This window comes from Klebsiella sp. PCX, from assembly GCF_021869705.1.
In the GTDB taxonomy this organism is placed as follows: domain Bacteria; phylum Pseudomonadota; class Gammaproteobacteria; order Enterobacterales; family Enterobacteriaceae; genus Klebsiella; species Klebsiella quasipneumoniae.
In genome coordinates, this window is the sequence record NZ_CP091527.1 from 835,612 (window position 1) to 859,807 (window position 24,196).

At 57.4% G+C, this 24,196-nt stretch carries 21 protein-coding genes; all 21 read left to right on the forward strand.

Translation table 11 applies throughout. The annotated features are described in order from the left end of the window. The first annotated feature begins 36 nt into the window (after nt 1-36). Nucleotides 37-1,005: a transcriptional regulator LeuO gene (gene leuO, locus GQR96_RS03875; RefSeq protein ID WP_072140386.1), complete on the forward strand. Its 969-nt coding sequence runs from the start codon at nt 37-39 to the stop codon at nt 1,003-1,005. A 394-nt stretch (nt 1,006-1,399) separates the two neighbouring features. Further along, complete coding sequence (gene ilvI / locus GQR96_RS03880; protein ID WP_017901190.1) at nt 1,400-3,124, forward strand: acetolactate synthase 3 large subunit; 1,725 nt, start codon at nt 1,400-1,402, stop codon at nt 3,122-3,124. 2 nt (nt 3,125-3,126) lie between these two features. Further along, nucleotides 3,127-3,618 (forward strand): acetolactate synthase small subunit, encoded by a 492-nt coding sequence (ilvN, locus tag GQR96_RS03885; RefSeq protein ID WP_002888536.1) that lies wholly within the window; start codon nt 3,127-3,129, stop codon nt 3,616-3,618. 180 nt (nt 3,619-3,798) lie between these two features. Next, complete coding sequence (gene cra, locus GQR96_RS03890) at nt 3,799-4,803, forward strand: catabolite repressor/activator (RefSeq protein ID WP_004145952.1); 1,005 nt, start codon at nt 3,799-3,801, stop codon at nt 4,801-4,803. Between the two features lie 640 nt (nt 4,804-5,443). Further along, nucleotides 5,444-5,902: a division/cell wall cluster transcriptional repressor MraZ gene (gene mraZ, locus GQR96_RS03895; protein ID WP_004204327.1), complete on the forward strand. Its 459-nt coding sequence runs from the start codon at nt 5,444-5,446 to the stop codon at nt 5,900-5,902. A 2-nt stretch (nt 5,903-5,904) separates the two neighbouring features. After that, entirely contained in the window at nt 5,905-6,846 is a 942-nt protein-coding gene (gene rsmH, locus GQR96_RS03900; RefSeq protein WP_017901189.1) for a 16S rRNA (cytosine(1402)-N(4))-methyltransferase RsmH, read from the forward strand. After that, nucleotides 6,843-7,208, forward strand: a complete 366-nt coding sequence (gene ftsL, locus GQR96_RS03905) for a cell division protein FtsL (RefSeq protein WP_002888550.1) — start codon at nt 6,843-6,845, stop codon at nt 7,206-7,208. The genes rsmH and ftsL overlap by 4 nt, the downstream gene beginning before the upstream one ends. 15 nt (nt 7,209-7,223) lie before the next feature. Next, nucleotides 7,224-8,990, forward strand: coding sequence for a peptidoglycan glycosyltransferase FtsI (locus tag GQR96_RS03910; protein WP_004204330.1), 1,767 nt, complete (start codon nt 7,224-7,226; stop codon nt 8,988-8,990). Further along, nucleotides 8,977-10,464, forward strand: a complete 1,488-nt coding sequence (murE, locus tag GQR96_RS03915) for a UDP-N-acetylmuramoyl-L-alanyl-D-glutamate--2,6-diaminopimelate ligase (RefSeq protein ID WP_017901188.1) — start codon at nt 8,977-8,979, stop codon at nt 10,462-10,464. Before GQR96_RS03910 ends, murE begins: the two co-directional genes overlap by 14 nt. Then, entirely contained in the window at nt 10,461-11,819 is a 1,359-nt protein-coding gene (gene murF / locus GQR96_RS03920) for a UDP-N-acetylmuramoyl-tripeptide--D-alanyl-D-alanine ligase (protein ID WP_053810767.1), read from the forward strand. The genes murE and murF overlap by 4 nt, the downstream gene beginning before the upstream one ends. After that, nucleotides 11,813-12,895: a phospho-N-acetylmuramoyl-pentapeptide-transferase gene (mraY, locus tag GQR96_RS03925; RefSeq protein WP_004204335.1), complete on the forward strand. Its 1,083-nt coding sequence runs from the start codon at nt 11,813-11,815 to the stop codon at nt 12,893-12,895. The genes murF and mraY overlap by 7 nt, the downstream gene beginning before the upstream one ends. Before the next feature lie 2 nt (nt 12,896-12,897). Next, a complete protein-coding gene (gene murD, locus GQR96_RS03930) occupies nt 12,898-14,214 on the forward strand; it encodes a UDP-N-acetylmuramoyl-L-alanine--D-glutamate ligase (protein ID WP_069135395.1) in 1,317 nt (438 codons plus the stop codon). Beyond that, nucleotides 14,214-15,488, forward strand: coding sequence for a cell division protein FtsW (ftsW, locus tag GQR96_RS03935; protein ID WP_004204337.1), 1,275 nt, complete (start codon nt 14,214-14,216; stop codon nt 15,486-15,488). The genes murD and ftsW overlap by 1 nt, the downstream gene beginning before the upstream one ends. Beyond that, nucleotides 15,485-16,555: an undecaprenyldiphospho-muramoylpentapeptide beta-N-acetylglucosaminyltransferase gene (murG, locus tag GQR96_RS03940; protein WP_048294155.1), complete on the forward strand. Its 1,071-nt coding sequence runs from the start codon at nt 15,485-15,487 to the stop codon at nt 16,553-16,555. Before ftsW ends, murG begins: the two co-directional genes overlap by 4 nt. Nucleotides 16,556-16,602: 47 nt before the next feature. Beyond that, on the forward strand, nt 16,603-18,078 hold the full coding sequence (murC, locus tag GQR96_RS03945; RefSeq protein ID WP_017901185.1) for a UDP-N-acetylmuramate--L-alanine ligase: 1,476 nt from the start codon (nt 16,603-16,605) through the stop codon (nt 18,076-18,078). After that, a complete protein-coding gene (locus tag GQR96_RS03950; RefSeq protein WP_004204341.1) occupies nt 18,071-18,991 on the forward strand; it encodes a D-alanine--D-alanine ligase in 921 nt (306 codons plus the stop codon). Before murC ends, GQR96_RS03950 begins: the two co-directional genes overlap by 8 nt. Before the next feature lies 1 nt (nt 18,992). After that, nucleotides 18,993-19,823 carry a cell division protein FtsQ gene (gene ftsQ, locus GQR96_RS03955; RefSeq protein WP_004204342.1) on the forward strand — a complete coding sequence of 277 codons (831 nt, stop codon included), beginning with the start codon at nt 18,993-18,995 and terminating at the stop codon, nt 19,821-19,823. After that, nucleotides 19,820-21,082 (forward strand): cell division protein FtsA, encoded by a 1,263-nt coding sequence (gene ftsA, locus GQR96_RS03960; RefSeq protein ID WP_004204343.1) that lies wholly within the window; start codon nt 19,820-19,822, stop codon nt 21,080-21,082. The genes ftsQ and ftsA overlap by 4 nt, the downstream gene beginning before the upstream one ends. A gap of 62 nt (nt 21,083-21,144) precedes the next feature. Next, nucleotides 21,145-22,296: a cell division protein FtsZ gene (gene ftsZ / locus GQR96_RS03965; protein ID WP_069135394.1), complete on the forward strand. Its 1,152-nt coding sequence runs from the start codon at nt 21,145-21,147 to the stop codon at nt 22,294-22,296. Nucleotides 22,297-22,396: 100 nt separating this feature from the next. Continuing rightward, nucleotides 22,397-23,314, forward strand: a complete 918-nt coding sequence (gene lpxC / locus GQR96_RS03970; RefSeq protein ID WP_002888632.1) for a UDP-3-O-acyl-N-acetylglucosamine deacetylase — start codon at nt 22,397-22,399, stop codon at nt 23,312-23,314. A 323-nt stretch (nt 23,315-23,637) separates the two neighbouring features. Next, on the forward strand, nt 23,638-24,135 hold the full coding sequence (gene secM, locus GQR96_RS03975) for a secA translation cis-regulator SecM (protein WP_236948500.1): 498 nt from the start codon (nt 23,638-23,640) through the stop codon (nt 24,133-24,135). The last annotated feature ends 61 nt before the right edge of the window (nt 24,136-24,196 follow it).

The window sequence follows — 24,196 nt, forward strand, 5'->3', positions numbered from 1 at the left end:
CCGCTAATCATAGCGGTTTAGCAAAGGGAATTCATCGTGACGGCGGAACTAGATATGTTAATTGAAAGTCCAGAATATAAATCAGCCCCCGGACAGGAAGTCGTAAAACCTCAACTACGGATGGTTGATCTCAATCTGCTTACCGTTTTTGATGCGGTTATGCAGGAACAGAATATTACCCGTGCCGCCCATACGCTCGGCATGTCTCAACCAGCGGTGAGCAACGCGGTTTCACGTCTGAAAGTGATGTTTAATGATGAACTGTTTGTGCGCTATGGCCGCGGTATTCAGCCGACGGCGCGGGCCTATCAGCTCTTTGGCTCAGTGCGCCAGGCGCTGCAGCTGGTGCAAAACGAATTGCCAGGCTCCGGTTTTGAACCACTGAGCAGTGAGCGTGTTTTCAATCTGTGCGTCTGTAGCCCGCTGGATAACATCCTGACGTCGGTGATATTTAATAAAGTCGCTGAAATCGCGCCCAATATTCATTTAGTCTTTAAATCAGCGCTTAATCAAAATACGGAACATCAGCTACGTTATCAGGAAACGGAATTTGTGATCGGTTATGAAGAGTTCCGTCGCCCTGAGTTTGCCTGTGTGCCGCTATTCAAAGATGAAATGGTTCTGGTGGCCAGTCGCAACCATCCGCGTATCTCCGGACCGGTGATGGAGGCTGATATTTATCGCGAGGAGCATGCCGCGGTGGCTCTCGATCGGTATGCCTCATTCAGTCTGCCGTGGTATGACACGGCCGATAAACAAGCGCGCATCGCATATCAAGGTAATGCGATGGTCAGCGTATTAAACGTGGTGTCACAAACACAGATGGTGGCCATTGCGCCGCGCTGGTTGGCAAATGAGTTTGCCGATAAGTTAGCGCTGCAAATATTACCTCTACCGCTGAAGGTGAATAGCCGGACCTGCTATCTCTCCTGGCACGAAGCGGCGGGTCGCGATAAAGGCCATCAGTGGATGGAAGAGCTGCTGGTGGATATTTGTCAGCGCTGAGCCGATGGCAATGATCATGAAAGGGGCTTCGGCTCCTTTTTTTATATGATTGAATTACAAGAATGCAGAATTTTATGCTGTTTACCCTTTCAGTTGCTCTCCGCCCGTTAACAAAAAATGGATCAATTCCTGCTATCGCGCCTTTTCTCCGAGTATTTACTATTCTCTTTTCTTATCTCTGAAGCATTCCACCATATTTTCCTCTCTCCGCTTGTTTTTCTTCTTATTCCACTTAGAAAGCCCCTGTCGTGGCGAATTGCCTGCCTGCTGGCGAGCAGTTATGGTAGTGGCATGCAGTCCATTCACCTCAGTGCGGAGGGGTACCCCTTCGCATCGTGCGAGCGCGCGGAAATTGAGTTCCGCTGTCGTAAAACAATAAGCCTGGAGGCAAACCATGGAGATGTTGTCAGGAGCCGAGATGGTCGTCCAATCGCTTGTCGATCAGGGCGTCAAGCAAGTATTCGGCTATCCCGGAGGCGCAGTCCTCGATATCTATGATGCGTTACATACCCTTGGCGGTATCGATCATGTGCTGGTTCGCCACGAGCAGGCGGCGGTGCATATGGCGGATGGTCTGGCGCGAGCGACCGGGGAGGTCGGTGTGGTGCTGGTGACCTCAGGGCCTGGGGCGACGAACGCCATCACCGGTATCGCGACGGCCTATATGGACTCTATCCCGCTGGTGATCCTCTCAGGGCAAGTGGCGACATCGCTTATCGGCTACGATGCCTTCCAGGAGTGCGACATGGTGGGGATTTCCCGCCCGGTGGTGAAGCACAGTTTCCTGGTGAAGCAGACCGAAGATATTCCCGGCGTGCTGAAGAAAGCCTTCTGGTTAGCGGCCAGCGGTCGCCCCGGGCCGGTGGTGGTCGATCTGCCGAAGGATATACTCAATCCGGCGAAGAAACTGCCGTACGTCTGGCCAGACGCGGTCAGCATGCGCTCGTATAACCCGACGACCAGCGGCCATAAAGGCCAGATTAAACGCGCCCTGCAGACCCTGGTGGCGGCGAGCAAGCCGGTCGTCTACGTCGGCGGCGGGGCGATCAATGCGCAATGCGAACCACAGCTGCGCGAACTGGTGGAAAAGCTGAAGCTGCCGGTGGCCTCCTCCCTGATGGGGCTGGGCGCTTTCCCGGCGACGCACTCGCAGGCGTTGGGGATGCTGGGCATGCACGGCACCTATGAAGCCAACATGACCATGCACCATTCAGACGTGATTTTTGCCGTTGGCGTTCGCTTTGACGATCGGACCACCAATAACCTGGCCAAATACTGTCCGAACGCGACTGTGCTGCATATTGATATCGATCCGACCTCAATCTCGAAAACCGTGCCGGCAGATGTGCCGATCGTCGGCGATGCCCGGCTGGTGCTGGAACAGATGCTGGAGCTGCTGGAACAGGAAGAGGCGCAGCAGCCGCTGGACGATATTCGCGACTGGTGGCTACAGATTGAGCAGTGGCGCGCCCGCCATTGTCTGCGCTACGACGACCAGAGCGATAAGATCAAACCGCAGGCGGTGATTGAAACGATCTGGCGACTGACCCAGGGCGATGCCTATGTCACTTCCGATGTGGGTCAGCACCAGATGTTCGCCGCCCTTTATTACCCCTTCGACAAACCGCGGCGCTGGATTAACTCCGGTGGTCTCGGCACCATGGGCTTTGGCCTACCGGCAGCGCTGGGGGTCAAAATGGCTCTGCCGGACGAAATGGTCGTCTGCGTGACCGGTGACGGCAGTATCCAGATGAATATTCAGGAACTTTCTACCGCGCTGCAATATGAACTGCCGGTCCTGGTGCTTAACCTCAACAACCGCTATCTGGGGATGGTGAAGCAGTGGCAGGATATGCTCTATTCCGGGCGCCACTCGCAGTCCTATATGGAGTCGCTGCCGGACTTTGTGCGTCTGGCGGAAGCCTATGGCCACGTTGGCATCCGCATCAGTGAGCCACAGGAACTGGAGACGAAGCTTGCTGAAGCCCTGGAGCAGGTGCGACAGCGCCGGCTGGTGTTTGTCGATGTCACCGTCGACGGCAGTGAGCATGTGTACCCCATGCAGATCCGCGGCGGCGGCATGGATGAAATGTGGTTGAGCAAAACGGAGAGGACCTGATTATGCGCCGGATATTATCGGTATTACTGGAAAACGAATCGGGCGCATTGTCCCGCGTTATCGGCCTCTTTTCCCAGCGCGGCTATAATATAGAAAGCCTGACTGTCGCGCCGACAGACGATCCGACCCTCTCCAGGATGACCATCCAGACCGTGGGCGATGAAAAAGCGATCGAGCAGATTGAAAAGCAACTGCACAAGCTGGTGGATGTCCTGCGGGTCAGCGAACTGGGGCAGGGGGCTCATGTCGAACGTGAAATCATGCTGGTGAAGGTCCAGGCCAGCGGTTACGGCCGTGAAGAAGTGAAGCGCAACACCGAAATCTTTCGTGGACAGATTATCGACGTGACGCCTTCTATCTATACCGTCCAGCTCGCCGGCACCAGCGATAAGCTCGACGCCTTCCTGGCCTCGCTACGCGATGTCGCTCGGATCGTGGAAGTGGCTCGCTCCGGCGTGGTCGGCCTGTCTCGCGGTGATAAAATCATGCGCTGAGGATCGGGAATTGATGCAAAAATAGCCCGGCAGCGACTGTCGGGCTTTTTTTTTGCGAAATCAGTAGGAACTGTAAGCGAAAGCGGTTGCTGCGCTAACTATTCTGCGTTTAGATGTTATAAAAAGGGTTCCATACCTGAATAATGGTTATGTTTGGCACTTCTTACCCAAGGGGCAATTGTGAAACTGGATGAAATCGCCCGGCTGGCCGGTGTTTCAAGAACCACCGCGAGCTATGTGATTAATGGCAAAGCGAAGCAGTACCGCGTAAGCGACAAGACGGTCGAAAAGGTGATGGCTGTCGTGCGAGAGCACAACTATCATCCGAATGCGGTCGCTGCTGGCCTGCGTGCAGGACGCACACGCTCTATCGGTCTGGTGATCCCGGATCTGGAAAACACCAGCTATACCCGCATTGCAAATTATCTGGAGCGGCAGGCGCGCCAGCGCGGCTATCAGCTGCTGATTGCCTGCTCGGAGGATCAGCCCGATAACGAAATGCGCTGTATCGAGCATCTGCTACAGCGCCAGGTGGACGCCATCATTGTTTCCACCTCGCTGCCGCCGGAGCACCCTTTCTACCAGCGCTGGGCTAACGATCCGTTTCCGATTGTCGCCCTCGACCGCGCCCTTGATCGCGAGCACTTCACCAGCGTCGTCGGCGCTGATCAGGATGACGCCGAGATGCTCGCCGCCGAGCTGCGGACTTTTCCAGGCGAAACGGTGCTTTATCTTGGCGCGCTGCCGGAACTGTCGGTGAGCTTCCTGCGCGAGCAAGGCTTCCGTAAAGCCTGGCAGGACGATCCGCGTGAGGTGCATTATCTCTATGCCAACAGCTATGAGCGAGAAGCGGCGGCCCAGCTGTTTGAAAAATGGCTTGAAACCCATCCGATGCCGCAGGCGCTGTTTACCACCTCTTTCCCGCTGCTGCAGGGCGTCATGGATGTGACGCTGCGCCGTGAGGGTAAACTGCCTTCCGAGCTGGCGATCGCCACCTTCGGCGATAATGAGCTGCTCGATTTCCTGCAGTGTCCGGTACTGGCCGTGGCCCAGCGCCATCGCGATGTTGCTGAGCGGGTGCTCGAGATCGTCCTCGCTAGCCTCGATGAACCGCGCAAGCCGAAACCAGGCCTCAGCCGTATTCGTCGTAATCTTTATCGCCGCGGCAGCCTGAATCGCCGTTAAGGGCGCAATATCGTCAGCATCCAGGATTATTCCTGGCAGGCCTGCCAGAGAGCAGGCCGCTGGCGATAAATCAGGCAACTGACGTCCAGAATGCAAAACTGAATATATTTCAGACAAATCCCTAAACTTCTTTACGCGTTATTTTGTTTTATTCCCTGGCAATCGTTTTGTGACTCAAAACAGGACACAAAAAATGATGGTGCAGGCTTTAATTGTATTATTTTGTTACATTCACCAGGTTAATTGCTGAATTAACACCCATTTTGTTCGCCACTACCGTTCTCCCCTGCCTTATCCCGCGCCTGGTCCACCCCTCAGGCAGCAACAGGTACTGTTAACGGCCGGCATAATGGCCTAAAATGCCGCTCGCGTCGCAAACTGACACTTTATATTTTCCCGCCGAAGATATTTTGTTGTTTATAACTGTTACGAGTTTGTTGGTTATTTTCTTACACGTATTCATAACGTTAATTTGCCTCGCCTGTTGATGATTTTTTCATCAGGGCTAATGTCGGCTGTAAATAATGGGTTTTTGAGCTCCGTTGGCATTCGTGCTGGCTTGACAAGCTTTTCCTCCGCTCCGTAAACTCCTTCTGGTGGGAATTTGTGGGATAAAGTGGCGAAAAGGGGTGAGGCTGGCATGTTCCGTGGAGCAACGTTAGTCAATCTCGACAGCAAAGGCCGCCTGGCCGTGCCAACGCGTTATCGCGATGGGCTGATCGAGGACGCTGCCGGTCAATTGGTATGCACCATTGACATTCATCACCCGTGCCTGCTGCTTTATCCATTGCCTGAATGGGAAGTCATCGAGCAGAAATTGTCGCGTTTATCGAGCATGAATCCCGTTGAGCGGCGCGTACAGCGTTTGCTTCTGGGTCATGCCAGCGAATGTCAGATGGATAATGCCGGTCGCTTGCTGATTGCGCCGGTGTTACGGCAGCATGCCGGGCTGACAAAAGAAGTGATGCTGGTCGGGCAGTTTAATAAATTTGAACTGTGGGACGAAACGACCTGGTATCAACGGGTCAAGGAAGATATCGACGCTGAGCAGTCCGCGACCGGTGAACTGTCGGAGCGCCTGCAGGATTTGTCTTTATAAAAATGATGGAAAATTTTAAACACACTACGGTACTTCTGGATGAAGCCGTCAACGGCCTCAATATTCGTCCAGACGGTATCTATATTGATGGTACCTTTGGTCGCGGCGGTCACTCGCGCCTGATCCTCTCCCGGCTGGGAGCGGAAGGACGCTTGCTGGCAATCGATCGCGATCCACAGGCGATTGCCGTCGCGCAAACCATCGATGATCCCCGCTTTTCCATCGTACATGGTCCATTTTCACAGCTTGCTGATTATGTCGGCGAGCGCAATCTTACCGGTAAGATCGACGGCATTCTGCTCGATCTCGGCGTCTCTTCCCCACAGCTTGACGATGCGGAACGCGGTTTTTCCTTTATGCGCGACGGACCGCTGGATATGCGCATGGATCCGACGCGCGGTCAGTCTGCGGCCGAATGGTTGCAGACCGCTGAAGAAGCGGATATCGCCTGGGTGATTAAAACCTTCGGCGAAGAGCGTTTCGGCAAACGGATTGCCCGCGCGATCGTTGAACGTAATCGCATTGCACCGATGACTCGCACCAAAGAGCTGGCGGAGGTCATCGCCGCGGCTATGCCGGTAAAAGATAAGCACAAACATCCCGCGACCCGTACCTTCCAGGCGGTGCGCATTTGGGTAAACAGTGAACTGGAGGAGATAGAGCAGGCGCTAAAAAGCTCGCTCAGCGTGCTGGCCCCGGGTGGGCGGCTGTCGATCATTAGTTTTCATTCGCTGGAAGATCGCATTGTAAAGCGCTTTATGCGCGAGCAAAGCCGCGGTCCGCAGGTTCCGGCGGGAATACCGATGACCGAATCGCAGCTCAAAAAACTGGGCGGCCGTGAGTTACGAGCACTAGGCAAGTTGATGCCGGGCGAAGAAGAGGTGGCAGAGAATCCACGCGCCCGTAGTTCAGTGCTGCGTATTGCAGAGAGGACGAACGCATGATCGGCAGAGTGACAGAGGCCTTAAGCAAGGTTAAAGGGTCGATTGGAAGCAACGAGCGCCATGCTTTGCCTGGCGTGATCGGGGACGACCTTCTGCGGTTTGGGAAACTGCCACTCTGCCTGTTCATTTGCATCATTATTACGGCGATTACCGTGGTCACCACCGCGCACCACACGCGCCTGCTGACCGCGCAGCGTGAACAACTGGTTCTGGAACGCGACGCCCTGGACATTGAATGGCGCAACCTGATCCTCGAAGAGAACGCGCTCGGCGATCACAGTCGGGTTGAGCGGATCGCGACCGAGAAGTTGCAGATGCAGCACGTCGATCCATCCCAAGAAAATATCGTTGTACAGAAATAAGGATTATTGCGACGGATGAAAGCAGCGCCAAAAACGCCTAAAGCAAAACGTCAGGAAGAACAGGCCAACTTTATCAGTTGGCGTTTTGCGTTGCTGTGCGGCTGTATTCTACTGGCGCTGGCTTTTCTGCTGGGGCGGGTTGCCTGGCTACAGGTAGTCAGCCCGGACATGCTGGTGCGCCAGGGCGATATGCGTTCTCTGCGCGTACAGGAAGTATCCACCGCGCGCGGGATGATTACCGACCGCTCCGGTCGTCCGCTTGCGGTCAGCGTGCCGGTGAAGGCTATCTGGGCCGATCCAAAAGAACTTCATGATGCCGGCGGGGTAACCCTGGATACGCGCTGGAAGGCGCTGGCGGATGCCCTCAATATGCCGCTGGATCAGCTGGCGACGCGCATCAATACCAATCCGCGGATGCGTTTCATCTATCTGGCGCGTCAGGTTAACCCTGACATGGCCGACTACATCAAAAAACTGAAGCTGCCGGGCATTCATCTGCGTGAAGAATCCCGTCGTTACTACCCTTCCGGGGAAGTGACCGCTCACCTCATCGGCTTTACCAACGTCGACAGCCAGGGGATTGAAGGGGTCGAAAAGAGCTTTGATAAATGGCTTACCGGCCAGCCGGGCGAGCGTATCGTGCGTAAAGACCGCTATGGCCGGGTAATTGAAGACATCTCTTCCACCGACAGCCAGGCGGCGCACAACCTGGCGCTGAGCATCGACGAGCGTCTGCAGGCGCTGGTCTATCGTGAGCTGAACAACGCCGTGGCCTTTAACAAAGCCGAGTCCGGCAGCGCGGTGTTAGTGGACGTGAACACCGGCGAAGTGCTGGCGATGGCCAACAGCCCGTCCTACAACCCAAACAACTTTGCCGGCACGGCGAAAGACACCATGCGTAACCGCGCCATCACCGACGTGTTCGAACCGGGTTCGACGGTGAAGCCGATGGTGGTGATGACGGCGCTGCAGCGCGGTATCGTCAACGAAAATACCGTGCTCAATACCGTGCCTTATCGAATTAACGGCCACGAAATTAAAGACGTGGCGCGCTACAGCGAATTGACCCTGACCGGGGTACTACAGAAGTCGAGTAACGTCGGTGTTTCTAAGCTGGCGTTAGCGATGCCGTCCTCAGCGTTAGTAGATACTTACTCACGTTTTGGGCTTGGAAAGGCGACCAATTTGGGGTTGGTCGGAGAACGCAGTGGCTTATATCCTCAAAAACAACGGTGGTCTGACATAGAGAGGGCCACCTTTTCTTTCGGCTACGGGCTAATGGTAACCCCGTTACAGTTAGCGCGAGTCTACGCAACGATTGGCAGCTACGGCATCTATCGCCCGCTGTCGATTACCAAAGTTGATCCACCGGTTCCGGGCGAACGTGTCTTCCCGGAATCACTCGTTCGTACCGTCGTTCATATGATGGAAAGCGTGGCGCTGCCTGGCGGCGGCGGCGTGAAAGCGGCGATCAAAGGCTATCGCATCGCGATTAAAACCGGTACGGCGAAAAAAGTGGGGCCGGATGGCCGCTACATCAACAAATATATTGCTTACACCGCAGGCGTTGCGCCCGCCAGCCATCCGCGCTTTGCGCTGGTGGTGGTGATCAACGACCCGCAGGCAGGTAAATACTACGGTGGCGCCGTTTCCGCGCCGGTGTTCGGTGCCATCATGGGCGGCGTATTGCGCACCATGAACATCGAGCCGGATGCGCTGGCAACGGGCGAAAAAAGTGAATTTGTAATTAATCAAGGCGAGGGAACAGGTGGCAGATCGTAATTTGCGCGACCTTCTCGCTCCATGGGTGCCAAACGCACCGGAGCGCATTCTGCGAGAGATGACGCTGGACAGCCGGGTGGCTGCTTCCGGCGATCTCTTTATCGCGGTACAGGGTCATCAGGCGGACGGGCGTCGTTATATCCCGCAGGCGATAGCGCAAGGTGTGGCTGCCATTATTGCTGAAGCCCAGGGCGAAGCTAAAGACGGTGAGATCCGTGAAATGCACGGCGTGCCGGTTATCTACCTGAGCCAGCTTAACGAACGCTTATCGGCGCTGGCCGGGCGTTTTTATCATCAGCCGTCGCAGCAACTGCGTCTGGTGGGCGTGACCGGTACCAACGGCAAAACCACCACCACCCAGCTTCTGGCGCAATGGGCGAAACTACTCGGCGAAACCAGCGCGGTGATGGGGACCGTCGGCAACGGCCTGCTGGATAAAGTGGTGCCGAGCGAAAACACCACCGGTTCTGCGGTCGATGTTCAGCACGTGCTTTCCGGCCTGGTCGAGCAGGGGGCAACCTTCGGCGCGATGGAAGTCTCTTCCCACGGGCTGGTGCAGCACCGCGTGGCGGCCCTGCAGTTTGCCGCCTCGGTATTTACCAACCTGAGCCGCGACCACCTCGACTACCATGGCGACATGGCGCACTACGAAGCGGCGAAATGGCTGCTGTACTCCACCCACCATTGCGGCCAGGCCATCGTCAACGCTGACGATGAAGTCGGTCGTCGCTGGCTGGCGAAGCTGCCGGACGCGGTGGCGGTGTCGATGGAAGATCATATCAATCCGAACTGCCACGGCCGCTGGCTGAAGGCCACCGCGGTTAACTATCACGACAGCGGCGCCACCATCCAGTTTGACTCCAGCTGGGGCAACGGTGAAATCGAAAGCCGCCTGATGGGCGCCTTTAACGTTAGCAACCTCCTGTTGGCGCTGGCCACGCTGCTGGCGCTGGGCTATCCGCTGGCCGATCTGCTGAAAACTGCGGCGCGTTTACAGCCGGTATGCGGCCGTATGGAAGTGTTCAGCGCGCCCGGTAAACCGGCGGTGGTGGTGGATTATGCCCATACCCCTGACGCGCTGGAAAAAGCACTGCAGGCCGCGCGCCTGCACTGCAGCGGCAAGCTGTGGTGCGTCTTCGGCTGCGGCGGCGACCGTGACAAAGGCAAGCGTCCGCTGATGGGGGCGATTGCAGAAGAGTTCGCCGATATCGTGGTCGTCACTGACGACAACCCGCGTACCGAAGAACCGCGGGCGATTATCAACGATATTCTGGCCGGCATGCTCGATGCAGGTCATGCAAAAGTGATGGAAGGCCGTGCGGAAGCGGTGACCAACGCCGTGATGCAGGCGCAGGAGAACGACGTGGTGCTGGTGGCGGGTAAAGGCCATGAAGATTACCAGATCGTCGGTAACCGTCGTCTGGATTATTCCGACCGCGTCACCGTCGCGCGTCTGCTGGGAGCGGTAGCATGATTCGCTTTACGTTAAGCCAGCTCGCCGCGATCGCCCATGGCGAACGGCAGGGTAGCGATATCGCTATCGACGAGGTAACCACCGACACCCGTAAAGTCACAGCGGGCTGCCTGTTTGTGGCGCTAAAAGGCGAGCGTTTCGACGCCCATGATTTTGCCGAACAGGCGAAAGCGGCAGGCGCCGGCGCGCTGCTGGTGAGCCGTCCGCTGGCCTGCGATCTCCCGCAGGTGATCGTGAAAGATACCCGGCAGGCTTTCGGCGAGTTAGCCGCCTGGGTCCGTCAGCAGGTGCCGACCCGCGTCGTCGCCCTAACCGGCTCGTCCGGTAAAACCTCGGTCAAAGAGATGACCGCGGCGATCCTCAGCCAGTGCGGCAATACGCTGTATACCGCCGGTAACCTGAACAACGATATCGGCGTACCGATGACTCTGCTGCGTCTGACCGAAGAACATCAGTACGCGGTGATTGAGCTCGGCGCCAACCACCAGGGCGAAATCGCCTGGACCGTCAGCCTGACGCGTCCTGAAGCGGCGCTGGTCAACAACCTTGCCGCCGCGCACCTTGAAGGTTTCGGCTCGCTGGCGGGCGTGGCGAAGGCGAAGGGCGAAATCTATACCGGACTGCCGGAAAACGGCATCGCCATTCTCAATGCCGACAACAACGACTGGCTGAACTGGCAGGCGGTGATTGGCGATCGCAAAGTGTGGCGCTTCTCACCGAATGCGGCCAACAGCGATTTCACTGCGACTAACGTGCAGATCACCAGCCACGGCACCGAATTTACGCTGCAGACTCCAACCGGTAACGTTGATGTACTGCTGCCGCTGCCGGGACGCCACAACATCGCTAACGCGCTGGCGGCGACCTCGCTGGCGATGGCGGTAGGCGCCGATCTGGCGGCGGTGAAAGCCGGTCTGGCGCAGCTGCAGGCCGTTCCGGGACGTCTGTTCCCGATCCGCCTGACCGAGAGCCAGCTGCTGCTGGATGACTCCTACAACGCTAACGTCGGTTCGATGACCGCGGCGGTGCAGGTCCTGTCAGAGATGCCCGGCTTCCGGACGATGGTGGTCGGCGATATGGCCGAACTTGGCGCGGAAAGCGCGGCTTGCCACCGTGAAGTCGGCGAAGCGGCGAAAGCGGCAGGCCTGGATCGCGTTCTCAGCGTCGGCGCCTTGAGCGCGGATATCAGCCACGCCAGCGGCGTGGGCGAACATTTTAACGATAAAGCCGCCGTGGTGGCTCGCCTGCGCGAGCTGCTGGCGGAGCATAAGATAATGACCATTTTAGTGAAGGGTTCACGTAGTGCCGCCATGGAAGAGGTAGTACGCGCATTACAGGAGACTGGGACATGTTAGTATGGCTGGCCGAACATTTGGTCAAATATTATTCCGGCTTTAACGTCTTTTCGTATCTGACGTTTCGCGCCATCGTCAGCCTGCTGACCGCGCTGTTCATCTCTCTGTGGATGGGCCCGCGCATGATCGCCCGTCTGCAAAAACTCTCCTTCGGCCAGGTGGTTCGTAACGACGGTCCGGAGTCTCATTTCAGTAAGCGCGGTACCCCGACCATGGGGGGGATCATGATCCTCACCGCGATCACCGTGTCGGTGCTGCTGTGGGCTTACCCGTCCAACCCGTACGTCTGGTGCGTGCTGACGGTGCTGATCGGCTACGGCATCATCGGCTTCGTTGATGACTACCGTAAAGTGGTGCGCAAAGACACCAAAGGCCTGATCGCCCGCTGGAAGTACTTCTGGATGTCGGTGATTGCCCTTGGGGTCGCCTTTGCCCTGTATCTGGCGGGGAAAGACACCCCGGCGACCGAGCTGGTGGTGCCGTTCTTTAAAGACGTCATGCCGCAGCTGGGGCTGTTCTATATCCTGCTGGCCTACTTCGTGATCGTCGGCACCGGCAACGCGGTTAACCTGACCGACGGTCTCGACGGCCTGGCGATCATGCCCACCGTCTTCGTCGCGGCGGGTTTTGCGCTGGTGGCGTGGGCGACCGGTAACATGAATTTCGCCAACTACCTGCACATTCCTTATCTGCGCCACGCCGGCGAACTGGTGATCGTCTGTACGGCGATCGTCGGCGCGGGGCTAGGCTTTCTGTGGTTTAACACCTACCCGGCGCAGGTCTTTATGGGCGACGTCGGTTCGCTGGCGCTCGGCGGCGCGCTGGGTATTATCGCCGTGCTGCTGCGTCAGGAATTCCTGCTGGTGATTATGGGCGGCGTTTTCGTGGTGGAGACCCTGTCGGTGATCCTGCAGGTTGGCTCCTTTAAGCTGCGCGGTCAGCGTATCTTCCGCATGGCGCCGATCCACCACCACTATGAACTGAAAGGCTGGCCGGAGCCGCGCGTTATCGTGCGCTTCTGGATTATTTCGCTGATGCTGGTGCTGATTGGCCTGGCGACGCTGAAGGTACGTTAATCATGGCAGATTATCAGGGTAAAAAAGTCGTCATTATTGGGCTGGGCATGACCGGCCTGTCATGCGTGGACTTTTTCATGGCGCGCGGCGTAACCCCGCGCGTGATGGACACCCGCGTCGCGCCTCCTGGGCTGGATAAATTGCCTGAATCGGTCGAATGCCATGTCGGTGGCCTCAATGATACCTGGCTGCTGGCGGCGGATCTGATTGTCGCCAGTCCTGGCATCGCGCTGGCCCATCCTTCGTTGAGCGCGGCGGCAGACGCTGGCGTAGAGATCGTTGGCGATATCGAACTGTTCTGCCGCGAAGCGCAGGCGCCGATCATCGCCATTACCGGCTCGAATGGCAAAAGCACCGTCACCACCCTGGTGGGCGAGATGGCGAAAGCGGCCGGGATTAACGTCGGCGTGGGCGGCAATATCGGCCTGCCGGCGCTGATGCTGCTGGATACCGATCGTGAGCTGTATGTACTGGAGCTCTCCAGCTTCCAGCTGGAAACCACCTCCAGCCTGCAGGCGGTGGCGGCAACCATCCTCAACGTGACTGAGGACCATATGGACCGCTACCCGCTGGGGCTGCAGCAGTATCGCGCGGCGAAGCTGCGGATTTACGAGAATGCGAAGACCTGCGTGGTCAACGCGGACGATGCGCTCACCATGCCGGTACGCGGCGCGGACGATCGCTGCATCAGCTTTGGTATCGACGTCGGTGACTATCACCTTAACCGTCAGCAGGGCGAGACCTGGCTGCGCGTAAAAGGTGAGAAAGTCCTCAATGTGAAAGAGATGTCTATCACGGGTCAGCATAACTACAGCAACGCCCTGGCGGCGCTGGCGCTGGCCGATGCCGCGGGTCTGCCGCGTGCCAGCAGCCTGAAGGCGCTGACCACCTTTACTGGCCTGGCGCATCGCTTCCAGCTGGTGTTGGATCACAACGGCGTGCGCTGGATTAACGACTCGAAGGCAACCAACGTCGGCAGTACCGAGGCGGCGCTGAACGGCCTGCAGCTTGATGGCACGCTGTATCTGCTGCTGGGCGGCGACGGCAAGTCCGCTGATTTCACTCCGCTGAAGCGCTACCTTGGCGGCGATTGTATCCGTCTGTACTGCTTTGGTCGCGACGGCGCCGAGCTCGCCGAGCTGCGTCCTGAGGTGGCGGTACAAACTGAAACCATGGAGCAGGCGATGCGTCAGATAGCGCCCCTGGTGAAGGCGGGCGATATGGTTCTCCTGTCGCCAGCCTGCGCCAGCCTGGATCAGTTTAAGAACTTTGAACAACGGGGCGAGATGTTTGCCCGCCTGGCGAAGGAGTTAGGTTGATGCGTTTCTCTCTCCCACGCCTGAGAATGCCGCAGCTGAGCTTGCCTCGGTTGAGACTGCCGCGACTGCCGGGGATGTTTATCTTCGCCTGGCTGTTCGCCGCGCTGAAAGGCTGGGTGATGGGCTCGCGCCCAAAAGATAACGACAGTCTGGTGATGTATGACCGGATGCTGCTGTGGCTGACCTTCGGTCTGGCGGCGATCGGCTTTATTATGGTGACCTCGGCGTCAATGCCGGTGGGACAGCGCCTGGCGAACGATCCTTTCCTCTTCGCCAAACGTGACGGCCTGTACATTGTGCTGGCCTTTGTCCTCGCGCTGGTGACGCTGCGCCTGCCGATGGATTTCTGGCAGCGCCACAGTACCGCGATGCTGATTGCCTCGATCGTCATGCTGCTGATCGTGCTGGTGGTGGGTAGCTCGGTAAACGGCGCATCGCGCTGGATCGCCCTCGGTCCGCTGCGCATCCAGCCGGCGGAGTTCACCAAGCTGTCGCTGTTCTGCTACATCGCCAACTATCTGGTGCGCAAAGCCGACGAAGTGCGCAACAATCTGCGCGGCTTCTTAAAACCGATGGGCGTGATTTTCGTGCTGGCGATCCTGCTGCTGGCGCAGCCTGACCTCGGTACGGTGGTGGTGCTGTTCGTCACCACGCTGGCGATGCTTTTCCTCGCCGGCGCCAAGCTGTGGCAGTTCATCGCTATTATCGGCATGGGCATCTCGGCGGTGGTCCTGTTGATCCTCGCCGAACCGTACCGTATTCGCCGCGTGACCTCCTTCTGGAACCCGTGGGAAGACCCGTTCGGCAGCGGCTATCAGCTGACCCAGTCGCTGATGGCCTTTGGCCGCGGCGAGATGTGGGGGCAGGGACTCGGCAACTCGGTGCAAAAACTGGAGTATTTGCCGGAAGCGCACACTGACTTTATCTTCGCCATCATCGGCGAAGAACTCGGTTATATCGGTGTGGTACTGGCGCTTTTAATGGTATTCTTCGTCGCTTTCCGCGCCATGTCGATTGGCCGAAAAGCGCTGGAGATCGATCATCGCTTCTCCGGCTTCCTCGCCTGTGCGATTGGTATCTGGTTTAGCTTCCAGGCGTTAGTTAACGTCGGGGCGGCGGCGGGGATGCTGCCGACGAAAGGTTTGACGCTGCCGCTGATCAGTTATGGTGGTTCCAGTCTGCTGATTATGTCGACGGCCATCATGTTGTTGTTGCGAATTGATTATGAAACGCGTCTGGAAAAAGCCCAGGCGTTTACACGGGGTGTTCGATGAGCGGTCAGGAAAAGCGGTTGATGGTGATGGCGGGCGGTACCGGCGGGCATGTGTTCCCGGGACTGGCGGTCGCACACTATCTAATGGACCAGGGCTGGCAGGTTCGCTGGCTGGGTACCGCCGATCGTATGGAAGCGGATTTAGTGCCGAAAAACGGCATCGAGATTGATTTTATCCGTATCTCCGGCCTGCGTGGCAAAGGGATTAAAGCACAGCTGCTGGCGCCGATACGGATCTTCAACGCCTGGCGCCAGGCGCGGGCGATCATGAAGCGTTTCCAGCCGGACGTGGTGCTGGGCATGGGCGGCTATGTGTCCGGGCCTGGCGGCCTGGCGGCGTGGTCGCTGGGGATCCCGGTGGTCCTCCACGAACAAAACGGCATTGCCGGCCTGACCAACAAATGGCTGGCGAAGATTGCGAAGAAAGTGATGCAGGCGTTTCCCGGCGCCTTTCCGCATGCGGACGTGGTCGGGAATCCGGTGCGCACAGATGTGCTGGCGCTGCCGCTGCCGGGGCAGCGTCTGGTGGGCCGTCAGGGGCCGATTCGCGTGTTGGTGGTCGGTGGCTCTCAGGGCGCGCGCGTCCTGAACCAGACCATGCCGCAGGTGGCGGCGAAGCTCGGCGATACGGTGACCATCTGGCATCAGAGCGGTAAAGGCGGCCAGCAAACCGTACAGCAGGCCTATGCCGCCGCGGGGCAGCCGCAGCATAAAGTGACGGAATTTATTGATGATATGGCCGCGGCGTATGCCTGGGCAGATGTTGTGGTATGCCGTTCCGGCGCCCTGACGGTTAGCGAAATCGCGGCTGCGGGCTTACCGGCGCTGTTTGTACCGTTCCAGCACAAAGATCGTCAGCAGTACTGGAATGCGCTGCCGCTGGAGAAAGCCGGCGCGGCGAAAATTCTCGAACAGCCGGCGTTCACGGTTGAGGCGGTAGCCTCTACTCTGGCGAGCTGGGATCGGGAAACCTTGCTGGATATGGCGGAACGAGCGCGTGGCGCTTCGATTCCGGACGCTACCGAGCGGGTAGCAGAAGAGGTCAGCGCCGTAGCTTTGGCGCGCTAATTGCGGTGATTTTCACCGCCCGAATACAGAAGTTGATGGCGTAAAGAATGAATACACAAGATTTGGCAAAACTGCGTTCCATAGTGCCCGAGATGCGTCGCGTCCGGCACATTCACTTTGTCGGCATCGGCGGTGCCGGTATGGGCGGTATTGCCGAAGTGTTGGCTAACGAAGGTTATCAGATCAGCGGCTCCGACCTGGCGCCGAATCCGGTGACCCAGCAGCTGTCGCAGCTTGGCGCCACTATTTATTTCAATCATCGCCCGGAAAACGTGCGCGATGCCAGCGTGGTCGTAGTTTCCAGCGCGATTTCCGCCGATAACCCGGAAATCGTCGCCGCGCACGAGGCGCGTATCCCGGTGATCCGTCGTGCGGAAATGCTGGCGGAGCTGATGCGCTTCCGTCACGGGATCGCCATTGCCGGGACCCATGGCAAAACCACCACCACCGCGATGGTATCCAGTATTTACGCCGAAGCCGGGCTGGACCCGACTTTCGTCAACGGCGGGTTGGTGAAAGCGGCGGGCGTCCATGCGCGCCTCGGCCATAGCCGTTACCTGATTGCGGAAGCGGATGAGAGCGATGCATCGTTCCTGCACCTGCAGCCGATGGTGGCCATTGTTACCAACATCGAAGCCGACCACATGGACACCTACCATGGCGATTTCGAGAATCTGAAGCAGACCTTTATTAACTTCCTGCACAACCTGCCGTTCTACGGACGCGCGGTGATGTGTGTGGATGACCCGGTGATCCGAGAACTGCTGCCGCGCGTCGGCCGGCAGATCACCACCTACGGTTTTAGCGACGACGCCGACGTCCGCGTAGAAGACTACCGTCAGGTTGGAGCGCAGGGGCATTTCCGCCTGGTGCGTCAGGATAAAGAACTGCTGCAGGTGACGCTCAATGCCCCGGGACGCCATAACGCGCTGAACGCGGCGGCGGCGGTCGCCGTGGCGACGGAAGAGGGGATTGACGATCAGGCTATCCTGCGCGCGCTGGAAAGCTTCCAGGGTACCGGCCGTCGTTTCGACTTCCTTGGCGAATATCCGCTGACGGAAGTCAACGGCAAAGCGGGCAGCGCGATGCTGATCGATGACTATGGCCACCACCCGACGGAAGTCGACGCCACTATCAAAGCGGCGCGTGCCGGCTGGCCGGATAAAAATCTGGTGATGGTATTCCAGCCGCACCGTTATACCCGTACTCGCGATCTGTACGATGATTTCGCCAACGTGCTGACCCAGGTCGATGCGCTGCTGATGCTCGATGTCTACCCGGCAGGCGAAGCGCCGATCCCGGGTGCCGACAGCCGCTCGCTGTGCCGTACAATCCGTGGTCGCGGTAAAGTTGACCCGATTCTGGTGTCCGACCCGACGCAGGCCGCGGCGATGCTGGCGTCGGTGCTGACCGGCAACGATTTAGTGCTGGTGCAGGGGGCCGGAAACATTGGAAAAATCGCCCGTCACCTGGCTGAAATCAAACTGATCCCGCAAAAAACGGAGGAGGAGCGCCATGGCTGATAAAATCGCGGTGCTTTTCGGTGGAACCTCCGCTGAACGTGAAGTGTCGCTGAATTCAGGCGCCGCGGTGCTGGCCGGGCTGCGTGAAGCCGGGGTGGATGCCCATCCGGTTGACCCGCGCGATGTCGATATTACCCAGTTGAAAAAGCTGGGCTTTAAGAAAGCGTTTATTGCCCTCCACGGCCGCGGCGGGGAAGATGGCACGCTGCAGGGGCTGCTGGATCTGATCCAGCTGCCTTATACCGGCAGCGGCGTGATGGCTTCGGCGATTTCAATGGATAAACTGCGCAGCAAATGGCTGTGGCAGGGGGCCGGATTACCGGTCGCGCCGTGGGTGGCTCTGACCCGCGCCCAGTTTAGCGCCGGATTGTCTGCTGATGTCGAACAGCAGATTGCGGCGCTGGGTCTGCCGCTCATCATCAAGCCCAGCCGCGAAGGCTCCAGCGTTGGGATGTCGAAAGTCAGCGAAAGCTGTGATTTAGCGAGTGCACTGGCGTTGGCTTTTCAGCATGATGATGAAGTTTTAGTCGAAAAATGGCTCAGTGGGCCGGAATTTACCGTCGCCATCGTCGGTGAAGAAATTTTACCGTCAATACGTATCCAGACGGCTGGAACCTTCTATGATTATGAGGCGAAGTATCTCTCTGATGAGACGCAATATTTCTGCCCAGGATTGGAGGATCCAGCGCGTGAGTCAGCCATTCAAAGCCTGGTGCTTAAAGCCTGGAATGTTCTGGGTTGCAAAGGCTGGGGCCGTATTGACGTCATGCTGGACAGCGATGGCCAGTTTTATCTGCTGGAAGCGAATACTTCTCCGGGCATGACCAGCCATAGCCTTGTACCGATGGCGGCGCGTCAGGCAGGAATGAGCTTCTCCCAGCTTGTTGTACGAATTCTGGACCTGGCGGGGTGATATGTCGCAGGCTGCGCTGAATACGCGGAACCATGAAGAGGACGTTTCTTCTTCGCGTCGGAGTAATGGAACGCGGCTGGCAGGGATCGTTTTCCTGCTGGCGGTGCTGTTTACCGTGCTGGTCAGCGGGTGGATGGTTCTTGGCTGGATGGAAGACGCGCAGCGTTTACCGCTGTCGAAGATGGTGGTGACCGGCGAGCGTCACTATACGCGCAATGATGACATCCGCCAGGCGATCCTGGCGCTGGGTTCGCCGGGCACCTTTATGACTCAGGACGTGAACATCATTCAGAGTCAGATTGAACGTCTGCCGTGGATTAAGCAGGCGAGCGTCCGAAAGCAGTGGCCCGATGAATTGAAGATTCATCTGGTTGAATATGTGCCGATTGCGCGCTGGAATGATCAACATATGGTGGATGCAGAGGGAAATGCCTTCAGCGTGCCGGCGGATCGCACCAGCAAACAGAATTTACCGATGTTATACGGCCCGGAAGGCAGCGAGAACGAAGTGCTGCAAGGGTATCGTGACATGGGGCAGGTGCTGGCAAAGGATAAATTCACGTTGAAAGTGGCGGCGATGACCGCCCGTCGCTCCTGGCAGTTGACGCTTAATAATGACATTAAGCTCAACCTTGGTCGTGGCGACACCATGAAACGGCTTCAGCGCTTTATGGAACTCTACCCGGTTCTTCAGCAGCAGGCGCAGACCGACGGCAAACGGATTAGCTACGTTGATTTGCGTTATGACTCGGGTGCGGCAGTGGGCTGGGTACCTGCTCCCGCAGAGGAAACTAATCAACAACAGAATCAGGCACAGGCAGAACAACAATGATCAAGGCGACGGACAGAAAACTGGTAGTTGGACTGGAGATTGGCACCGCCAAGGTGGCCGCTTTAGTAGGGGAAGTTCTGCCCGACGGCATGATTAATATCATCGGCGTGGGCAGTTGCCCATCGCGTGGTATGGATAAAGGCGGTGTGAACGACCTCGAGTCGGTGGTGAAATGCGTACAGCGCGCCATCGACCAGGCCGAACTGATGGCGGATTGCCAGATTTCATCAGTTTATTTGGCTCTTTCGGGTAAACATATAAGCTGTCAGAATGAAATCGGGATGGTACCGATTTCGGAAGAAGAAGTGACGCTGGACGACGTCGAAAACGTGGTCCATACCGCGAAGTCGGTTCGCGTCCGCGATGAGCATCGCGTCCTGCACGTGATTCCGCAGGAATACGCCATTGACTACCAGGAAGGGATTAAAAACCCGGTTGGGCTGTCCGGCGTGCGCATGCAGGCGAAGGTGCATCTGATTACCTGCCATAACGATATGGCGAAAAACATTGTTAAAGCGGTGGAACGTTGTGGTCTGAAAGTTGACCAACTTATTTTCGCCGGTTTAGCGGCCAGTTATTCCGTATTAACAGAAGACGAACGTGAGCTGGGCGTCTGCGTGGTGGATATTGGTGGTGGTACAATGGATATCGCCGTCTATACCGGCGGCGCGCTGCGTCACACCAAAGTGATCCCGTACGCGGGCAACGTGGTGACCAGCGATATCGCCTATGCCTTCGGGACGCCGCCGAGCGACGCCGAAGCCATCAAGGTTCGTCACGGTTGCGCATTGGGTTCCATCGTCGGTAAAGACGAAAACGTCGAAGTACCGAGCGTAGGCGGACGGCCGCCGCGTAGCCTGCAGCGTCAGACGCTGGCTGAGGTGATTGAACCGCGCTATACCGAACTGCTTAATCTGGTCAATGAAGAGATCCTGCAGCTGCAGGAACAGCTCCGCCAGCAGGGGGTGAAACACCATCTGGCGGCGGGGATTGTGTTAACCGGCGGCGCGGCGCAAATTGAAGGTCTGGCGGCCTGTGCGCAGCGCGTGTTCCATACCCAGGTGCGCATTGGCGCGCCGCTGAACATCACCGGTTTAACGGACTATGCCCAGGAGCCGTATTATTCGACGGCGGTGGGGCTGCTGCACTACGGAAAAGAGTCACATCTGAGTGGTGAAGCGGAAGTCGAAAAACGCGTGACGGCGTCGGTGGGCTCGTGGATTAAGCGACTCAACAGCTGGCTGCGAAAAGAGTTTTAATTTTTTAAGAGAACGCAGACAATTAGCGTTCTCAGGCGACAGGCACAAGACGGAGAGAAACTATGTTTGAACCTATGGAACTGACCAACGACGCGGTGATTAAAGTCATCGGCGTCGGTGGCGGCGGCGGTAATGCCGTTGAACACATGGTGCGCGAGCGCATTGAGGGTGTTGAATTCTTCGCGGTGAACACCGATGCGCAGGCGCTGCGTAAAACGGCTGTTGGCCAGACTATCCAGATCGGTAGCGGTATTACCAAAGGTCTGGGCGCTGGCGCGAACCCGGAAGTCGGCCGTAATGCGGCGGACGAAGACCGTGAAGCGCTGCGTGCGGCCCTTGATGGCGCAGACATGGTGTTCATCGCGGCAGGCATGGGCGGTGGTACCGGTACCGGCGCGGCGCCTGTTGTTGCCGAAGTGGCTAAGGATCTGGGGATCCTCACCGTTGCGGTGGTCACTAAGCCGTTTAATTTTGAAGGTAAGAAGCGCATGGCGTTTGCTGAGCAGGGGATCACCGAGCTGTCCAAGCACGTTGACTCACTGATCACCATCCCAAACGACAAGCTGCTGAAAGTACTTGGCCGCGGTATTTCTCTGCTTGACGCGTTCGGCGCGGCAAACGACGTCCTCAAAGGCGCGGTGCAGGGTATCGCTGAACTGATCACCCGTCCGGGTCTGATGAACGTTGACTTCGCGGACGTCCGTACCGTGATGTCTGAAATGGGCTACGCGATGATGGGCTCCGGCGTGGCGAGCGGTGAAGACCGTGCGGAAGAAGCGGCTGAAATGGCCATCTCTTCTCCGCTGCTGGAAGATATCGACCTGTCCGGTGCGCGCGGCGTGCTGGTTAACATCACCGCGGGCTTCGACCTGCGTCTGGATGAGTTCGAAACCGTGGGTAACACTATCCGCGCATTTGCCTCGGATAACGCCACCGTGGTTATCGGTACCTCTCTGGACCCGGATATGAACGACGAACTGCGCGTCACCGTAGTGGCGACCGGTATCGGCATGGACAAGCGTCCGGAAATTACCCTGGTGACCAACAAACAGGTTCAGCAGCCGGCGATGGATCGCTACCAGCAGCACGGTATGTCCCCGCTGACGCAAGAGCAGAAGCCGGCGGCAAAAGTGGTGAACGACAATACGCCGCAAACCGCGAAAGAGCCGGATTATCTGGATATCCCAGCCTTCCTGCGTAAGCAAGCCGATTAAGAATCGACTGGAAGTTGGGCATCTGCGCTCTTTGTGCTAAACTGGCCTCCCGATAGTGGTGTACACTTCGGTTGGATAGGTAAATTGGCGAGATTATACGATGATCAAACAAAGGACTCTTAAACGTATCGTTCAGGCGACTGGTGTCGGTTTGCATACCGGCAAGAAAGTCACACTGACGTTACGCCCTGCGCCGGCAAATACCGGGGTCATCTATCGTCGCACCGACTTGAATCCACCGGTAGATTTTCCGGCTGATGCCAAATCTGTGCGTGATACCATGCTCTGTACTTGCCTGGTTAATGAGCATGACGTGCGGATTTCTACGGTTGAACACCTGAACGCCGCATTGGCTGGCCTGGGTATCGACAACATTATTGTTGAAGTCGATGCACCGGAAATCCCGATTATGGACGGCAGTGCGGCTCCGTTCGTTTATCTGTTGCTGGACGCCGGCATCGATGAACTGAACTGCGCCAAGAAATTTGTACGTATCAAAGAGACGGTTCGCGTCGAAGATGGCGACAAATGGGCTGAATTCAAACCGTACAATGGTTTTTCGCTGGACTTCACCATCGATTTTAACCATCCGGCGATTGATGCCAGCACCCAGCGCTATACGCTGAACTTCTCGGCCGATGCGTTCATGCGTCAGATTAGCCGTGCGCGTACCTTCGGTTTCATGCGCGATATCGAATATCTGCAGTCCCGTGGCCTGTGCCTGGGCGGCAGCTTCGATTGTGCCATCGTTGTTGACGATTATCGCGTACTGAACGAAGACGGTCTGCGCTTTGAAGACGAATTTGTTCGCCACAAAATGCTGGATGCGATCGGTGACCTGTTTATGTGTGGTCACAATATTATCGGCGCATTCACGGCGTACAAATCGGGTCACGCGTTGAACAACAAACTGCTGCAGGCTGTTCTGGCAAAACAGGAAGCCTGGGAGTATGTGACCTTCGAAGACGACGCAAAATTGCCAATGGCGTTCCGCGCACCGTCGATGGTTCTGGCGTAAGCCTGACCATTCAGTAAATTCGACTGGTAACCTGGTACTCTCTCCGACCAGGGAACCAGTCGTTTTTCTTTTATAGCCTCTTCCCGTTATTTTTCACTGCGATCGCTGGGTAATAATTAGCGCGCGTTCGCTGCTTTATTAAGCGTTTTCCCCGGGCAACGGCCTTCATTCATGCTGCCTCAGCGCGCTATTAATGTTAGTATTTGAGCGCAAAATTATTTCTCCGGGTTGCTTTACCCCGTGGACATCAGGTTGTCCTGCGAAAAACGTCAATAAAGAGACAGCCTGAACGACGACGGGTATACCAAAGAAAGGTAATGAACGTGAGTGGATTGCTGACGCGCTGGCGACAGTTTGGCAGACGGTATTTTTGGCCGCATCTCCTGTTGGGGATGGTCGCGGCCAGCCTCGGCCTGCCTGCGCTTAGCAACGGCCATGAGACCGCGACGTCAGCAAAGGCGACCGCCAGCAACCACAACCCGAGTAAAGTTAATTTCTCCCAGCTGGCGCTGCTGGAGACGAATCGCCGGCCCAACTTTACCGTCGACTACTGGCATCAGCATGCCATTCGCACCGTTATTCGTCATCTCTCTTTCGCCATGGCGCCGCAGGCGTTGCCGGTGGCGGAAGAAGCGTCTCCGCTGCAGGCGCAGCATCTGGCGCTGCTCGACACGCTCAGCGCGCTGCTGACGCAGGACAGTACGCCGCCGGTAGTGATCCGCCAGGCGGCGTATATCCCTTCCTCATATTCTGCCTTCCGCGTCAGCGCCTGGATAAGCCAGGTAGCGGGGATCCGCGCAGGCCCTCAACGTCTCAGCTGAAAATAACCACGGACCATCCTATTTTTTGTGACTCCGCACCGCGGGGCGTTTGAGATTTTAT